13 protein-coding genes and 1 tRNA gene are annotated in these 17,269 nt (G+C 41.5%); all 14 read right to left on the bottom strand.

Annotation, left to right across the window (positions count from 1 at the left end; genetic code table 11):
- Window positions 1-8: 8 nt before the first annotated feature.
- The 14 genes from BMY14_RS06610 to BMY14_RS06545 all read right to left on the bottom strand — a co-directional run bounded on the left by BMY14_RS06610 (window position 9) and on the right by BMY14_RS06545 (window position 17,178).
- Complete coding sequence (locus BMY14_RS06610) at window positions 9-440, bottom strand: NADH-quinone oxidoreductase subunit B family protein (RefSeq protein WP_091830293.1); 432 nt, start codon at window positions 438-440, stop codon at window positions 9-11.
- 20 nt (window positions 441-460) lie between these two features.
- On the bottom strand, window positions 461-1,429 hold the full coding sequence (locus BMY14_RS06605; protein ID WP_091830291.1) for a respiratory chain complex I subunit 1 family protein: 969 nt from the start codon (window positions 1,427-1,429) through the stop codon (window positions 461-463).
- Entirely contained in the window at window positions 1,426-5,235 is a 3,810-nt protein-coding gene (locus BMY14_RS06600) for a proton-conducting transporter transmembrane domain-containing protein (RefSeq protein ID WP_091830289.1), read from the bottom strand. The genes BMY14_RS06605 and BMY14_RS06600 overlap by 4 nt, the downstream gene beginning before the upstream one ends.
- Window positions 5,236-5,396: 161 nt before the next feature.
- On the bottom strand, window positions 5,397-7,199 hold the full coding sequence (locus BMY14_RS06595; RefSeq protein ID WP_177177504.1) for an aldehyde ferredoxin oxidoreductase family protein: 1,803 nt from the start codon (window positions 7,197-7,199) through the stop codon (window positions 5,397-5,399).
- Between the two features lie 2 nt (window positions 7,200-7,201).
- A complete protein-coding gene (locus BMY14_RS06590; RefSeq protein ID WP_091830511.1) occupies window positions 7,202-7,678 on the bottom strand; it encodes a 4Fe-4S dicluster domain-containing protein in 477 nt (158 codons plus the stop codon).
- A gap of 469 nt (window positions 7,679-8,147) precedes the next feature.
- Window positions 8,148-9,005 (bottom strand): helix-turn-helix transcriptional regulator, encoded by an 858-nt coding sequence (locus BMY14_RS06585; protein WP_091830285.1) that lies wholly within the window; start codon window positions 9,003-9,005, stop codon window positions 8,148-8,150.
- Window positions 9,006-9,174: 169 nt separating this feature from the next.
- Window positions 9,175-10,395 carry a chromate efflux transporter gene (chrA, locus tag BMY14_RS06580; RefSeq protein ID WP_091830283.1) on the bottom strand — a complete coding sequence of 407 codons (1,221 nt, stop codon included), beginning with the start codon at window positions 10,393-10,395 and terminating at the stop codon, window positions 9,175-9,177.
- A 497-nt stretch (window positions 10,396-10,892) separates the two neighbouring features.
- Window positions 10,893-10,968, bottom strand: a tRNA-Lys gene (locus BMY14_RS06575).
- A 196-nt stretch (window positions 10,969-11,164) separates the two neighbouring features.
- Complete coding sequence (cobC, locus tag BMY14_RS06570; protein WP_091830281.1) at window positions 11,165-11,725, bottom strand: alpha-ribazole phosphatase; 561 nt, start codon at window positions 11,723-11,725, stop codon at window positions 11,165-11,167.
- Window positions 11,722-12,474: an adenosylcobinamide-GDP ribazoletransferase gene (cobS, locus tag BMY14_RS06565; RefSeq protein ID WP_177177503.1), complete on the bottom strand. Its 753-nt coding sequence runs from the start codon at window positions 12,472-12,474 to the stop codon at window positions 11,722-11,724. The genes cobC and cobS overlap by 4 nt, the downstream gene beginning before the upstream one ends.
- Before the next feature lie 19 nt (window positions 12,475-12,493).
- Complete coding sequence (locus BMY14_RS06560) at window positions 12,494-13,522, bottom strand: nicotinate-nucleotide--dimethylbenzimidazole phosphoribosyltransferase (RefSeq protein ID WP_091830278.1); 1,029 nt, start codon at window positions 13,520-13,522, stop codon at window positions 12,494-12,496.
- Between the two features lie 18 nt (window positions 13,523-13,540).
- Window positions 13,541-14,308, bottom strand: a complete 768-nt coding sequence (gene eutC / locus BMY14_RS06555; RefSeq protein ID WP_091830276.1) for an ethanolamine ammonia-lyase subunit EutC — start codon at window positions 14,306-14,308, stop codon at window positions 13,541-13,543.
- A gap of 62 nt (window positions 14,309-14,370) precedes the next feature.
- Complete coding sequence (locus BMY14_RS06550; RefSeq protein WP_091830274.1) at window positions 14,371-15,732, bottom strand: ethanolamine ammonia-lyase subunit EutB; 1,362 nt, start codon at window positions 15,730-15,732, stop codon at window positions 14,371-14,373.
- 57 nt (window positions 15,733-15,789) lie between these two features.
- Window positions 15,790-17,178: an ethanolamine ammonia-lyase reactivating factor EutA gene (locus BMY14_RS06545; RefSeq protein ID WP_091830272.1), complete on the bottom strand. Its 1,389-nt coding sequence runs from the start codon at window positions 17,176-17,178 to the stop codon at window positions 15,790-15,792.
- Window positions 17,179-17,269 lie beyond the last annotated feature (91 nt).

The raw sequence follows: 17,269 nt of genomic DNA, 5'->3' as shown, positions 1-17,269 counted from the left end.
ATCCCTCCTTAGAACTTCTTTCTCCAGATTTCGATTGCCATGGCAATCCCGTCGATAATTGCCTGCGGCCGCGGAGGACATCCGGGAACATTCACGTCTACGGGAATATATGCATCCAGCTGGTTCGCAATGGAATAACTCTCACGGAAAACACCGCCCGATATAGGACATATGCCAACCGCCACAACGACCTTTGGATTTGGAATTTCATCATAAACACGCAAAACCTTATCCTTCACAACCGCTGTAACCGGTCCAGAAATCAGGACAATATCCGCATGTTTCGGACTGCCGCAGTAGCGGCACCCGAGCCGTTCCACATCGTACCGGGGAATCAATGCCGTAGTTGCCATTTCCACGTCACACCCATTGCAGGAGCCGGCATTGATGCGGTAAATCCAGGGCGATTTCTTTACGATATTTTGAAGCAATTCCCCCATAATCAATTCGCCTCCCTAACCTATATTCTGAAAGATATCGCCGTTAAAACCAAACTTATAAGCGCCAATGCAGTCGGAAACAGCAGGTAAAACTTGTAGGCCTGCTCAATCCGCATTCTTGCCTGCATCGCCCGAATCAGCGTAGTCGTAAAGAACATAATAACTACACACTTAAAAATGAACCATAAAAGATTGACCAGCCAAAAACTTCCGAGTCCCATCGGAAAAAACAAGGCGACGGTGAGCGCCGAAAGAACCAACATTTTCAATCCACCAGTTAGCTTAAACATGGCGAGCCCACTGCCCGAATATTCCAAAAGAGGCCCTTCCGTTATTTCTGTTTCCGCTTCCGGAATATCGAACGGCACCACTCCGAGGATACCGGGAATGCATATTAAGAACGCCAAAAATGCGGGCAGCATCGGCAAATCCAGAAGCAACGAGCCTTGGCTTAATTGAAAATTTACAATGCTGCTCAGCGAGAAAATCGCTGTGCCGCCGATCTCCATTCCGACCCGCATTCCTACCGTTAAGAAAACAATCAGCATAGGGATTTCATACGCTAACATGATCGAAATTTCTCGGGAAAGGCCAATTGAACTATACGGTGAACCGGAGGCAGCGGCCCCCATGGCAAGCGCCAACGCCGGTGCAGAAAGCAGATACAAGACCACCAGCAGGTCGCCCGACTGATAAAGCCCGGAATAAATCCCCGTGACCGGAATAATGGCTATCGCCGCCAGCATACCCGCAAAACCAAGCAATGGAGCCAACCGAAAAGCAGTGTAGTTGGCAGTTTTTGGAATGATCGTCTCCTTCTGGGAAAGTTTCACGACATCGAGCCACGGCTGATAAATCGGTGGCCCTACGCGTCTTTGCAGACGGGCATAGATTTTACGGTCAAGACCGGTCAGAAGTAAACCAAGCATGATAGCAAAAAGGCCGCCGGGAAAAATAAAAACATTAACGAAAAATTCTGCTACATTCATTTTTCCTCTGCCTCCTCGTCATTACCAAAAATTGAAACAATTGCCTTGTGCATTTTTTTTACCAGTTTTACAGGAGTTTCAAACAAATTCTGAGCGGCCGGATTGATCTGATCCGGATCAAGGTCAGTTACGCCGCAGGTATAAGCATCCGTATACCGAACCTTCTTATTTCCAGAAAACAAGAATACCAGACCGACAAGAAATGCCAACAGGAGAATCATCGTAATTGTGCCAGCCTGCCATGTACCAAGCGGTGTATCGACCTGAAACAACGAATAAGATGGTGCAGCAATTCCTGCCAAAGCCAGCACTTGTGATATGACAGATATTGGAATTCCGGGCATAATGCCGAAAACAATGCTTACGGCTGACAGTACTCCCATGGGAACCAGCATCGTCCACGGAGCTTCCTTCACGTTCTCGGAATTCTTTGATGGAATACCAAAGAAAGCAGAATGCATGAATTTAACAAAATATGCCATAGTAAAGACACTTCCGACCAGTGACAGGATTGCGAGGACGACCTGTCCATTCTGCATACAGGCTTCGTAAATAACCCATTTGGATGTGAAACCACTGAACGGCGGTACACCAGCCAGCGACAAAGCGCCTACCATAAAAAAGGTTAGCGTAACGGGCATCTTTCTTCCCAAACCAGTAACGTCATCCAAATTTTTGGCATGAGCCTGTACCATAATTGCGCCCGCTGCAAGGAACAATAGATCCTTGAAAAACATATGATTGACAAAATGCAGCAGCGCACCCGTTAATCCGAGCGTGGAATCAAGGCTCAAACCAAGGACAATATAGCCGATTTGGCTGACGGTGCTGTAAATCAACAGCCGTTTAATTCCCCTCTGAGCCAATGCCATCGCACCTGCATATAGAATCGTAAGACCAGCAATCCAAGCGACTACATTCAGCATAACCGGACTGCCGCCGAGCAATCCAAGCCGTGCGACAACAGCGGTGCCACCCATGATAAAGAACAGCTTAATGAGCCCATATGGAGCGCTTTTCAGAAGGACGGATGATATATATCCACTGACAGGGGTCGGAGCCGTCGACGGATGCATTTGATAGTCGATGCGAAAAGGAAGCGCAGCGGCTTTCATCAAAAATCCGACAGTAATGAGAGCAATGCCGAAACCTGCCGTGCCAAGATCCATTTCTTGCATGCGTTTTGCAAGCGTCATCATGTCAAAGACGCCTGTATTCGAGGTAAGAATCAGAATACCCAAAAACGCGATGCTTGCTCCAATATAGTTAAAAATAAAATATTTGAAACCTTCTTTGAGCGCACCCTCCGTTTCCTCGTGGATGATGGAAAAATACAGCGTCCAGCTACTCATAATTTCCCAAAAGATGAAAAATGAGAAAAAGTCTTTGCTGGTTGCCACGCCAATTAATCCGCCGATCATCATTAAGAAGAACATATAATAGCGGTTCTGTGCATGACCATGTCCCATATATCCCAAAGAATACAGGAGATTCAACAACCCGACAAATGCAATTAAAAGGGCAAAACTCAAAGAATAAACATCAAAATCCGCGCGAGAAACTGCAATCGCTACAAGTGTAGCAGACATCACAGCCACAGAAATCCAACCTGCGACCTGCGGGGAACGTTTGCCCAAAAAGTAGACCAGCAAACCGCCGAGCATCGGAATGGCAATGATAACCGGCCAAGTCACCTGTATCTGGGGAATCGCCACAATCGCCATGCCGCCTTGTGCCGCAACATAATTTGCCGCGGGAACAACCAGCTCCAGTCCATATTGTGGAAACAGCCCATTGAAAACAACCAGACTGGTAAGCAAACCCATTGGAATCAACATGATTAAAGGTGCTTCCTTAACAGAAGGCCCTTCATATTTTTCAAAAAACACCGTTCTAATCAACTTAATATAGTAAACTGCCGCAATCACACTTCCAAGAAGAATCAAAGCTGCAATATACCAGTACCCGGCATTGACAGCGGCATAAAGCATCAGAAATTTACTGATGAATCCGTTAAACGGAGGCAAGCCCATGATTGCCATGAGCCCGATTGACATACATCCAGCCGTTACCGGCATTGCTCTGCCAATTCCTTTAAACGCTTTAATTTCCCGTGTTTTCAGGCGATAAACCAACGCGCCTATGGCAAGGAACAGCAATCCTTTCATAATGGCATGATTCATGACGTGATACAGACTGGCAACGATACTTAAATAAGTACCCAGCCCAAGAGTGGTAATAATCTCACCAATCTGAGCCATCGTGGAATAAGCAAGCAGCCGTTTCGCATCTTTCTGAAGCAATGCCATAATCTCGCCGTAAAACAACGTAATCAATCCCACAAGGGAGATTGCCATCCCAACATAAGAATATTCACCTATGGATCCCAATTGGTTGAGAAGCCCTACTCCGAAAACGACAAACAATACACGAATAATCCCATAAACACCGATCTTAGTCAGGATACCAGATAGAAGCGATGAAACCGGCGACGGAGCCGCGGGATGTGCTTCTGGAAGCCAACTATGAAGCGGGACAAGACCCGCTTTAACGCCGGTACCAATCAGAAACAAAATCAAAATTAAAATCAGCAGACCAGGGGGCAGAGTAGACAGTTGTCTGGAAACAGCCTGCATGTCCAGCGTACCGGTATTCTTTTGCAAAAGCAGAATCCCGTACTGCATGACATAAGCACCAGAAGTACACATCATAAAGTACTTGAAACCGGCTTTAAGAGCTTTCTCCGAAGGTTCCTGCACGATTAGCAGATAAGATGACCACGTCATCAATTCCCAAAACACATAGAAATTGCCGAACTGTGTACTCGTGGCAACACCGATCAGACTGCCCAACGTCAGCAGCAGGAAGAAAAAGTAGCGGTTATTGTGTGACTCCCCTTTGAAATATCCAATGGAATACAGGGAAACCAAAAAGATAATAACTGATATAATCAGCGCAAACAACTTGGATAGTCCGTCGATATTCCCATCCAGCAAAATGCAGACTACCGTTGCTGCGCTGACACCGACCGCAGAGATTCCTCTCAGCTTCGGTAGAAAATAGCCAATCAGAAATACGGCAAAAGCACCGATATAAGGTATCAAAACCACCAACGGCCACGGGGTATCAAAAACTGGTAATTCGGTTAAATTTGCAGCTCCAAACAAAAGTTTCGCCAAATTCTCACTGAAATGAATCAGCGTATCCGGGAAGAGTGAAGTTAGCGCTGTCAAAACTACAAGAATTGTTACAATAACATTGGTAACTCTTTGAAACAAAACAGAAGTAGAATCGTTGTTCTGCACTTTTCCTTCTGCTTCAGCAAAACAAATAATGTGTAAAATACAAATGAAATACCATGCTTCTATAATGCTTCCCAATACAGCAATGGCGGCAAAGAGATAATTGCCAACCTCAATATTGGAATACACAATCAGAAATTTGCTGACAGCTCCCTTAAACGGTGATAGACCCATTACCGAAAAAACGCCAAACGCAAACATCGTAGCCATATACGGCGATGTTGTTCCTACTCCCTTTAGCTTATCTATATACTGCGTTCCATTGCGTTTGATGAGCACAAAAGCTACCAAAAATACCAAACCCCTCATTAGAATTTGATATTCCAGATGTAAGATTCCGCCCGTCTGACCGGAAAATGTATTGCTGCCGATTCCAAGCAAGATATATCCTACTTCCGCAATTGAAGAATAGATCAGTAATTGCATTAATTTTTTTGTCTTCATTACTGCCAAAACTTCGAAAATCAATAGCAGTATTACGCCGAATAATGACAATACGTTCAATCCCGTTACCCCCCTTTGTCTAAATATCATATACAAAAAAAGACTGATTTTCTCTCAATTCAAAAAGTTGGATATCTGTTAACTATGAAAAAATATAATAGATGGAATTTACCGGCAGGCATATACGCAGTTGTATGAAACCTGCCGGTAAAATATCTAAGTTATACTATGCCAAGCTCTTTTTTCTTTGCTTCTGTTGGGACACCTTCCTTATCCCAGCCTCTTAGTTCATAGTATTCAGGAAGCATAACATCCAACTTAGTTACCATCCCTTTTGCAGGGCCCTCGGCAACAGGCTCCTTTAAAAGACGCGGCGGCAGGGTGTCATCCTTTTTTGAAAAGCCACTTTTCAGGTTGAAGATTTTCTCGAGATTCCAAATTCGTTCACCAATCTGGAGCACTTCTTCATCGGTATAATCCAAACCTGTACAAGTCCTATACATGTCTGCAATCTCTGGCAAGCCGATTGCGAATGTGGTAAAAAGGCACATTCCTACAGAATCTACAACCGCCGTTAAATCCTGAAAAATTTTAAGCGTTGCTGCCTTGCCTTCCGTTACCAGCGGATCCATCTTAACAGGTATTCCAAGAATTTCAGGAGATGTCATATACCCTCGGACATGACAGCCGCCTCGGTTGGAAGTAGCGTATTCAAGACCCATTCCCTGCATAGCACGCCCATCGTAGGCCGGCATTTCTTGCTTTTTAACAGACATTGATAGTTCTGGATGTCCGAATCCATCCGCCATTCTGTATGACCCCAGTGCTAACTTGTCTCCGAATCCTTCCCGGTAGCCGGTCATTTTCGTAAGCTTAACAACCGCTTCAGCATTACCAAAAGGTAAATCCATGCCAATGTCTTTTTTGGTGATATAACCTTGTTCGTACAGTTCCATGGCGCATGCTATAGTTGCGCCCATTGTAATAGGATCCATACCGATTTCATTGCACAAAAAATTTGCTTCACAGACAGATTGTAAATCATTGTTGTCACAGTCCGACCCAAACGACCAGCCTGCCTCATATTCAGGACCTTCACCAAAGTTAGTAAACTGTGATCTCTCAATTTTCGTAACCCGGCCGCAGCCAATCGAGCAGTCAAAACAGCCTCTGTTCCGTACAAGATGTTTCTTTGCAAGTGTTTCGCCGCTGATGTCGTCCGCTTTGTCATAGTAAGAATGCTGCCAGTTCCTCGTTGGATGTGCCCCTGACTGGTTCAGAATATTTACCAGTATCTGTGTTCCGTAGGCAGGTAACCCCGCGCCCGTGACTGGATTGTCTTTCATCATTTGCTTTGATTTCAAACAATGATCCATAAATTCTTTTTGTTGTGCAACCTTAATTGATTTTGTGCCTCTTACAGCAATCGCCTTCAGGTTTTTGGAGCCCATTACAGCACCAAGCCCGGAACGTCCTGCCGCGCGGTTTTTATCGTTCATAATTACAGCAAATAATACCAGCTTTTCACCCGCTGGTCCAATACAGGCAACTTTAACATCTTCATCGGTTTCTTTGATCACTTCGTCTGTCGTTGCGGGAACTTCTTTGCCCCAAAGATGACTTGCGTCTCTAAGCTCAATTTGATCATCATTGATATACAAGTAAACAGGCTTCTCGGCTTTGCCTTCAAAGATAATTCCGTCATACCCCGCAAACTTCAATTCAGGTCCAAAATGTCCACCAGAGTTACACGCTCCGATTGTACCCGTCAACGGTGCCTTTGCCACTACCTCATATCTACCAGCACATGCGGCAAGAGTTCCCGTTAGTGGTCCGGTTATAAAGATCATCTTGTTTTCGGGACTTAGCGGATCCACTTTGGGATCAACTTCATTCATATAGATTTTTGTACCAAGACCCCTGCCCCCAACATAGAGCTTCGCATCCTGCATATTCAAAGGCTCCGTTGAAATGGTGCCTTTTGCCAAATTAACGCGTATGAGTTTTCCCATCCAACCGTACATTATTATTCCACCTCCGCAAACAAGTCTTTAAACTTTTCTGCAATAATTTTTTTCTTGCTTATGTTGCCCGTATTTGCATCTTCATACTTAATTGCCCCGGAAGGGCATACTTTTGCACATGACGGATCACCGTCGCACAGGGTGCACTTGACAATTTTTTTCGTAGCAGAGCTAACGGAGATATTCCCCATAGGACAGGCACTGATACATAGTTTGCAAACGATGCATTTTTTCGGATCAGATATAACAGCCCCGTTTTTATCTCTTGAAAATGCTCCTACCGGGCATACCTTTGCACATGCCGGGTCTTCGCACTGCATGCACATGATAGGCACTGAAATTGCGGCTTCTTCATAAAACAAGACATTTACCGCTGATTCTCTCGGGTTGAATTCACCTATTTTATTAAAAGAACAGGCTAATTCGCAACTTCTACAGTTTGTGCACTTGTCAGGAGAAATTGTTAATATTTTACCCATAATTGTTCTGGTTATCACACTTGCGATACCAGTTTCACCTCCTTCTAAACGTTAAAAATACTGGCGCTGTTGAAAACTGTACATATTATTGATTTTAACTATCTATTTCTTTGAATATTTCGACTATACTTATATTACAATGGTTTCTATGTAGAAATCTAACGATATCTTTTGAAATATAGCCCTATTTTTATTAAAGTTGTATTTATATGGCCTTGGTTAAAATACCCGCAAAAACTTTGCTATAGTATGACCGCAGAAAAGTGAAAGTCGATTTCCAGGTATGCTCATGAATGATCAATTGCCGAGAATTTGTTGATTCATTTTGCGATAATCTGTAAAATTAGTTTCTAATAAAAAAAATCGTCCTAAAAACGTGATCTCACGAATTTTTCGGGCGATTTTGTGTAATAATCTATCTAAAAATTTTGATGCAAAACCTAAGTATATTACCAGGAGTGCCTCTGCCTCAAGTTTTAAAAATTACGGGTCCAACACCAATGCTTTGATACTGTTTTGGTGTGATGCCATATTTATTCTTAAAAATTGCTATAAAGTGTGAAATATTATCATAACCTAAATTATATGCCACTTCCGTAACATTTTGAGTTTTCAGCATTTCTTTTGCTGTAATAAGCTTAAGATTTCTAATATATTCACTAGGTGTAATATTCATGATTTTTTTGAATGAATTAGAAAAATTACTCTCCGACATATTCAAATCATGTGCTAGCTGATTAATACTGATCGGATGTTTAATGTTATTCTGAATATATTTGATTGCCTTATATATAGGATTATCATGTTCAAGGTTAATCACCTGTTGGACACCTTTTATTTTTACTAAATAATAAATCAATTCCTGCGCGTAAAGATCAAGTAGGAATTCTTTGTTTTTATTATAAATTGTAGCAATACCGGGAAACTTGTTCAGACAGATCCCCATTTCATTCGTGATATCACCGTGAAAGAATCTGCTTTCAGCTAGCAAATCATAATCGGTATTTAGATCAATACTTATTTTCTCAGTTACTTTTTTAAGTAGTTCCTTGCTCAACACAAAAACCAGTGCTTTTGTCGAAGTATCAATTTTCATTTGAACTTTTGAATAAGGTGGCAGCAATATAAATTGTCCAGGATAATAAGTGAAATTCAAATCCCCATTAACAGAAATATGCTTCGAGCCAGCCAGGATGGTACAAAGTCTATGGGATTCATATGTTTTATAATCAGCATTCATTGGGGAAAGGTCATAATACAAAAGCTTGAGGTATTCAGATTCTTGTCCGTCAGCTAGTTCGCAGGTTCTACTGAAATTAGTAAGCATATACTCACCTCTTGTTTTACATCGTTATCACTTAGTATGAATTGTACTACTTATAAAATTTGTTAGCAACTCATTTATACAAAAATTCAAAACATAGTCAGGTATAGAATTTTATACTTGCATGATGAAATTTTCAACATGCAATAAAGATAGAAATGCTGCAATGATTTCAGCAATAATACATACTCAAGAGCCAATAAATCATCGTCCCGCTGATGACCACCCAAACTGTATCTAGCTTGCCGAGCCGTAACGTCCCGAAAGCCGCCAAAGCAATAACGATTGACAATATGTTAACCAAAGAATACCGCGCCAGGTCTATAGCCACAACCAACATCATGCCCACAAAAGCTGCGGCGATTCCTTTGATGGCGGATTTCACCCAGATATTATTTCTGATTTTTTGATGAACTTCCGCCGTCACTATAACTAAAAATAAAGACGGTGAAAAAATTCCCAATGTCGCTGCAATAGCCCCACTGACATTAGCCACTTTATATCCGACAAATGTCGCTGTAATGAGGATCGGTCCCGGAGTAACTTGTCCCAGTGCGATGCCAACCAGAAATTCATCGAGCGTTAACCAATGATAGTGTGACACAACTTCCTGCTGAATAAAAGGAATCATGGAAAAGCCACCACCAAATAACAGTGCTCCCATGCGAAAAAACACCGAGCCAAGTTGCAATAAAATAGGTTGTTCTGAAGCAGCAAAAGCTATAGCCACTAACACAATAGCAAGCAGCATAATCTTTTTAATGGGAATATTCACTACACCTGCATTTTTGTGTAGATTTCTCCCTAGAGCAGTCATGTCCTGTTGCTTTAGAGAGTGATAGTAAAGCAGGATACCAGTGAGCGCTGCGAAAAATAACAGTATAAAAATATTAGTGCGATATAACATAATGCCAACCGAAGCTAATGCAATAACTATTCCTTTACAGTCCATTATAGCCGATTTACCAATTTCGATGACTGCGTGTGCAACAAGACCAACAACTACTACAGCCATACCCTTAAACAAGATACTAACCCCCGCTACTGAACCATAGGTAAAATATATATAAGAAAACAACAGCATAATACTAAATGGTGGTAAAATAAAAGAAAAAAAGCAAGTCAACGCCCCGACTATACCTCGTATTTTATAGCCAACATAAACCGTAAGAGATACCCAGGTGGCTCCAGGAAGAAGCTGCGCTAATGCCAACCCATTGACAAAATCATCCTCACTAAGCCACTTTAGTCTGGTTACCAAGTGTTTTTTTGTTTCGCCAGCAAGTGCTGGTCCAAAACCTGTCAGACCGATTTTAAGATAAATCCAGAATAATTGCCAAAGTGAAATTGATCGAATGACTAATCCTGACGAACTTGGCGTTGTGGTAATCATACTATCATCCCCTAGTAATTTGATAAAATTTATTTACGGAGCCCTCAATCTGTTCTTTACTGCATTTATTTGTGCTACCCGTCAATTTTTTTTGAATGTTCGCAACCACAATTACAGGTACTTTTTTTCCTCTTCATGTTTATCGGTTGTGAAGCCAACCCCTCTCCACATCAAACCGGATTCTTTTTCTTATAGTATAAGCCTTTTATTGACAAAAAAGATACATCCCCATGGTTCTTCTTGTCCCCCTAAAAAATTCGTTACGTCTACTATAAACGAAAAGTGGCATCAACATAATGCTGGTGCCACTTTTCCTGCTATTATATTTTTATATTGTCTATAACCTTTGTTGTCAATTTCCACCCTAATAAATTCAAAATATAGATTTAAAAACCATTTAGGTATTACACTTTGTAGAATGCGCCTTAACCACCCGCAAAAATCCCTGAAAACGAAAAAAGGCTCTTCCCGAAGGAGAGAACCTTGAATTATTAATTTGGTGACACACCGGGGAATCGAACCCCGAACCTACTGATTAAGAGTCAGTTGCTCTGCCAGTTGAGCTAGTGAGTCGTAAAAATGATTTTTTAATGTTATAAACATTTTTTGCATTAAGGCATAATCAGTTCACTGACTACGTTGACTATATTACCAGTTATAGGTAACTTTGTCAAGCACCAGCCCGATGAATTGCTTAATATGGAAAGCTGCTGAATTTTGACGGATGATTTGCGCCAAGGATACCAAACTTACATTGCAAAAAAGGCTCTTACTCTATCTTAAATATATCATATGTTGCCAGCGGAAATTTTATCTGCCAATAAGCTTTCAACGGAAGCTTTTTTTCAAGAAGAGTGATGACTTTCAAGGTTCCACCATGAACCGTTAATAAAACATTTTTTATTTCTTTTTGTCTTACAACTTGGCTTTTTAGCTCATTCCAGGCATTTTTCACCCGCTCATAAAAATCCATAAAACTTTCACCGCCCGGCAGACAGTAATGCTGCCAATCATCGCCCCAAGCTTTCCATTCTACAGGATATTGTTTTTCAATCGTCAAATAATGCAAGCCCTCCCATTCACCAAAATTCAATTCACGAAAGCGATCCTCTATTTTTAGTGCCTGCCCTCTCGTAATGATTTTGGCTGTTTCCATTGTTCGTATGGATGGACTTGCCCATATTTCATCAAATTTAACATAGGTCAATTCTTCTTTTAATGTTATACATTGCTTACGGCCTGTTTCATTCAGACAAATATCCGACCAACCGAAATATACCTTGCGTCGATTATATTCTGTTTCTCCATGGCGAACTACATAGATATTCATGATAACAGCCCCTGTCTTACAAGACCTGAAAAAAGAAGCATGACCACAATTTCACCAAGTTCATTACCAGCACCAAGTGTATCACCCGTCATGCCGTCTAGTAACCGTACTATATACCACTTGTAGCAAAAAACAAAGCCTAGACTGGCGAAATAAAGTATACTGCCACAAAGAATCCCATTCAGGACTACAACAAAGAAGCCCCCCAAGAACAAGCTTTTATAAAGATTTATAGGTTCGATCTTGCCGATAAACAAATTGCCCAGTCCTTCTTCTCGTGCATATTTCGCTCGCATAAGAATTGGATTCAAAGACCTTGACAGTATCGGTGCAGAAAGCAAAACCAGAATCGTTTGCTGCAGATCCAACGAACTCAGACAGGCAAAACGCAAGAGAAAATCCAGACCAACTGCTACAGCTCCATTTGTTCCAATTCGGCTGTCATGCATGATTTCTAAAATGCGTTCTCGGCTGCGACCAGAAAATATTCCGTCGCAGGTATCCGCAAGACCATCGAGATGAAAAGCTCCCGTCAGGCAAACGTTTGAAATCAGTACTAAAGTTATAGCCACGTTTTGGGCAAATACCTGATAAGCTAAAGCAAAAAATATAACATTCAATAGCCCCAATAAAAGACCAACAATCGGTAAATAACAAATACTGCGTGGAAAATCTTCTATTTTAACCGTAAGCTGTGTATAGATAGGGATTCTTGTAAAAAATTGAATCATTAAGATACATGCCTTCATTTTTTCACCTGCTTCTATTTTATAATGCTTCGCCAACAGTTTTGCCAACCTGCTCTTCAAGTTCCGCCATTTTAGCCACATGCCAAACTGCATCCATCATCGTTTTTAACATTACGAGAAATAAAACAGCCCCCGTTCCTTCACCTAAGGCTAAGTCTGCACGAATGGGAACATCGTCTGATTCAATCCCCCCCAGAGCCAAAGCATAAAACATTCCCGGTTCGCGTGACAAATGGGAAGCAATACCAAAATCTGCAACGCTTGCATCCATTTGTACCGCACAGGCAAAAGCTACAGCTGTAATAAATCCATCTAATACAAATGGCATATTTTGCTGCCGACATTCTATCATAGCTCCACAAAGTGCTGCAATATCAAAGCCGCCAACAAATCGGATCAAATCTTCAACCGTGTGCATTTCATCACGGTGAAGACGCACCCCTTTCGCAATGACTTCGCATTTTCGTTTAATCACTTCTGGATTTTTTTTATTGGCGCCATAACCAACAATAAATTCGGGCTGTACATCCGTTAAAGCATACAACACTGCGGATGAAGTTGTCGTGTTGCCGATTCCCATCTCACCAAATGACAGCAAATTATAGTTTTCCTGCTTCGCAGTACGAACCATTTCTTTACCTGCTGCAAAAGCTTTCGCAAATTCAACAACGGACATCGCTGGTTCTTGCAAAAAATTCCTTGTTCCATATGCAGCTTTACGATTAATGCCAACCGAATTTTTATTACGAATTCCCACATCAATTACCTTATAGGGAATATTGTTGCTTTGGCAAAAACAACTAATCGTCGCTCTGCCAGCAATCATATTTTTTGCCTGCAAATACGTGATTTCTTGTGACTGCTTTACTACAGACTCTACAACCACGCCATTATCGGCTGCAAAAATCAAGTGAAGCGGCCGTATCTCCGTCTGCATTTTCCCCCAGCAGCAAAAAATCTTTTTAGTTTGTTTCTCCAACAGCCCCAAACTATTTTTCGGTATGGCCATCTCATCAATCAACCGATTCGCTCGTTCTTCTATACTCATTTTCAGCACCTCAAACTCTTATATTTTAAGCTCGACACCGCTTTTCTTTTCCCGCATTAAAACTTCTGTCAGATAAACAATTTGCGCACCAGCCTCCACCGACGGAATCCCATCTTTATAGATATTGGATACAACCGTACGCTGCGATTCCGGTTTTTGTGAACTGGCTTCATAAGCCATGTAGACACTCATACTTTCACCGGTAGCCAGACCTGGTCGTTCACCAATGAATTGAATGGTTACCTTAGCCCCCAAAGCCTCACTGATCTTATCCATTGTTGCCACTCTACTATATTTCACAAAAATAGGCGTCCCCACCGAATAACCTTTTTCCACAAAACCATCCAGCATAATCGAATAAATATCTTCTAAATTGGCATTAATTGCATAGGCACTCAACCCATCTGCAGCAATAATTTGCACATCGGGCTGCTGAATACAATCTTTCTTGATTGCCTGCATCGTTTCCGGTGCAAAAATCCGACCTAAGTCAGGGCGACGAATATACTCTTCTTTGTCTTTTACCATTGTTTGTATTTTATAAAAACCCAACCGATCAACAATTTTTTCATCAACATAGGACCATACGGTATCCATTGCAATTGCATGATCCGCACGAAATTTCAATAAGGTTTCCGTTTTAAATCGTTCGCCGGCTCTTCCCACACAAATACGAGCATTGGTTGTCTTTTTAAGTCGCTGACAATTCTCCATACTAACTGGCTTATCGACCAACACTTTTTCTTTTATTTCCGGTAAAGAGATATCTCGAACGAATTCTTCCATTTTTAATCATACCTTTCTGGTGCTCAAAGTATGAGCATATTTTTCGTTTATTGCAATCCATATTACACCATGAATATAGATGGATCTCCAGCTTTTTCGGTCAATTGACCATTTTTAAAGATACCCAATTCTTCCATACGTTGATCAAATTCTGCAATCGTTTTTTTGTGTCCGATTTTTCTCAAAGCTGCTGCATCATGATAACTCGTCGTCTGATACATGAGCATAACATCATCACCTCCCGGTATTCCCATAATATAATTGCAATCGGCCAAAGTCAGCATCATTGCTAAATTCTCTAAGTCGTTCTGATCTGCCTTCATATGGTTTGTATAACATACATCAACCCCCATCGACAGACCAGTAAGTTTTCCCATAAAATGATCTTCAAGTCCCGCCCGAATCATCTGACGCCCATCATAAAGATATTCCGGACCAATAAACCCAACTACTGTATTTACAAGAAAAGGATTATAGCGTTTTGCAAACGCATAACAGCGTGCCTCCATAACTAATTGATCGGCTCCATGATGTCCATCGGATGAAAGTTCAGACCCCTGACCTGTTTCAAAGTACATGAAATTAGGTCCCAATGAACTTTTCCGCTCTTTCATCATCGCATAAGCTTCATCCATGAGTTTAACATTGATGCCAAAAGCCCTGCTGGCAATTTCCGAACCCGCCAAACTTTGAAACATCAGATCCATTGGTGCTGCATTTTTTTCTAAAATTTTCATCTGCGTCGTGACGTGCGACAACACGCAGTTTTGTGTTGGGATTTTCCATTTATTCATGAAATTTTTAAACTCGGTTAGTACGGCAGCTACGCTGCCAATAGAGTCAACCGCTGGATTTAACCCAATGACTGCATCGCCCACACCATAACTTAGACCTTCCATTAGGGAAGCCATGATGCCAGATATATTATCCGTAGCATGATTTGGCTGTAAACGAGCCGATAAAGTTCCCGCTCGCCCAATGGTTGTATTACAGGTTGCTGTGACATGCATTTTAGCAGATGCACAAACAAGATCCATATTGCTCATAAGTTTTGCAACGCCTGCGATCATTTCTGCCGTAAGTCCGGGACGTATTGCCGCTATATCGGCTTCGTCAGCACTGAGTAAAAACTCACGAAACTCCCCTACGGTTAATGACTTTATTTTTTGAAAGACCTCTATATCCAGTGCGTCCTGATCTGCTCGGGTAACATCATCTATTTCATAGGGAACAACAGGATTTTTCCTCAGATTCTCCAACGTCATATCCGCCAAAACCACTTTTGCCGCAACGCGCTCAACTGTATTTTGTGCCGCAATACCTGCCAGCACATCACCAGATTTTTCTTCATTTGCTTTAGCCAGCACATCTTTCACATCGCGAAACGAATACACGTTTCCAAATAAGCTTGTTTTCAACTTCATTTTGCCGCCTGCCTCCTTGTGCTCTCAAACACATTCTATCTATCACCATTACAATTTTCAATTTTTAAACAACAACGTTTTAACTACCACGGGCACCACATTGGCCACAGACTTACCAATATCAATGTAATCACCCATTTCGGTCTTAATGCAATCTAAACAAATCACGCTTTTATTCCCAGCTAAACGTTGCAGGGTTTGCCCCAAAGCTTTCGCAAAGTCATGTTCAACGACTACAATAAATGGTTGTTCAGCCCCTTGTAAGCCAGCAATAATAGCTGTCGCCATTTCCTTAATTTGAAAATATGTGGGCGCCGCCGCTCCAGCAAAAGCAATCGCAATCATTTGCCCCGGAAACAAGCAGCGCTTATTTATAATTTCTTCTTGCATTGACTTGATATTTTTAATTTTTAATACAGGTAAATTTTTAAGCGGCACGATCGTATCATCAAATAGTACCGTACTTCCACTGATATGTAAGGAATAACTTCCTGCCCCTATAACCGTAGCACGTATTTTTTCTTTCGCCACGTGCAGCGTAAGCGGCATATTTTTCAAATGTTTCCGAATGGACCACCCCAGTAACGGTCCAATATCACCAAAGAGATTGACGTCTTCTAACGTTTTTATTTCATGTTCATTATAAATAAATTCTGCTACACCACCGGAAAACATCAGATTTTGCAGTTGCCAGCCTTGATGTAAATGTTCAATAAAAAGGTCTTTTGTTTCCTCATCCAATATTTCCCCTAAAGAGATTTGCAAAAACATCCTAGCGAAAGCATCTGTCAATTTGACCAATTCCAATAAATCTGCCCGTGCGCCAATTGCCAGTACTAAACCTAATGTTTGAATCAAGGCTTTAATTTTTTCTGATATATACGTGATCCGATGTTGTTCGTCCAAACAAATCAGTCGACCACCAATATCTAACGCAAAAGCATCGAGAACTTGTCCGCCAACAAATACCACAGCATTTGTTGTTCCACCACCGATATCAAAATTAATTATTTTTTCCGGCAACTGCTCTGACAACCCAGCTGCGCCAGCTCCATAGCCAGCTAAAACTGACTCTAAATCCGGTCCGGCTGTTGCTACGACAAAATCTCCAGCGAAATCAGACAGAACATTAAGTACATCCGCCGCATTCTCTTTACGAGCTGTTTCACCCGTAATAATAATTGCCCCTGTAACAATATCTTCTTTACGTATTCCCGCCATTTCATATTCGGCAAGAATGATTTGCTTCAACTGCTCGACATCAATTACCCCGATATTTTTCATAGGTGTAAAATAAATTTCACTTCGATAGATAATCGTTTTATCGGTGATTTTAACTTCGGGAATCGCTGTCAAAGCCAAGCTTTCAATTGCAATTCGGCTGAAAATCACTTGCGATGTTGTCGTTCCCAAATCAATTCCTACGCTCAAAATTTCCTGTCTCATATTAGATAAACCTCGTGTGTATGAATTTAGCAGATATGCCCACGTTATAGCACATCTGCCTTAACTCATTCTTATTTTCTATTTTTCGCCT

Origin of the sequence: Propionispira arboris (assembly GCF_900109225.1) — a bacterium.
GTDB classification, from domain to species: domain Bacteria; phylum Bacillota; class Negativicutes; order Selenomonadales; family Selenomonadaceae; genus Propionispira; species Propionispira arboris.
Note: the sequence above shows the minus strand (reverse complement) of the source record. Positions and strands in the feature narration are given on the sequence as shown.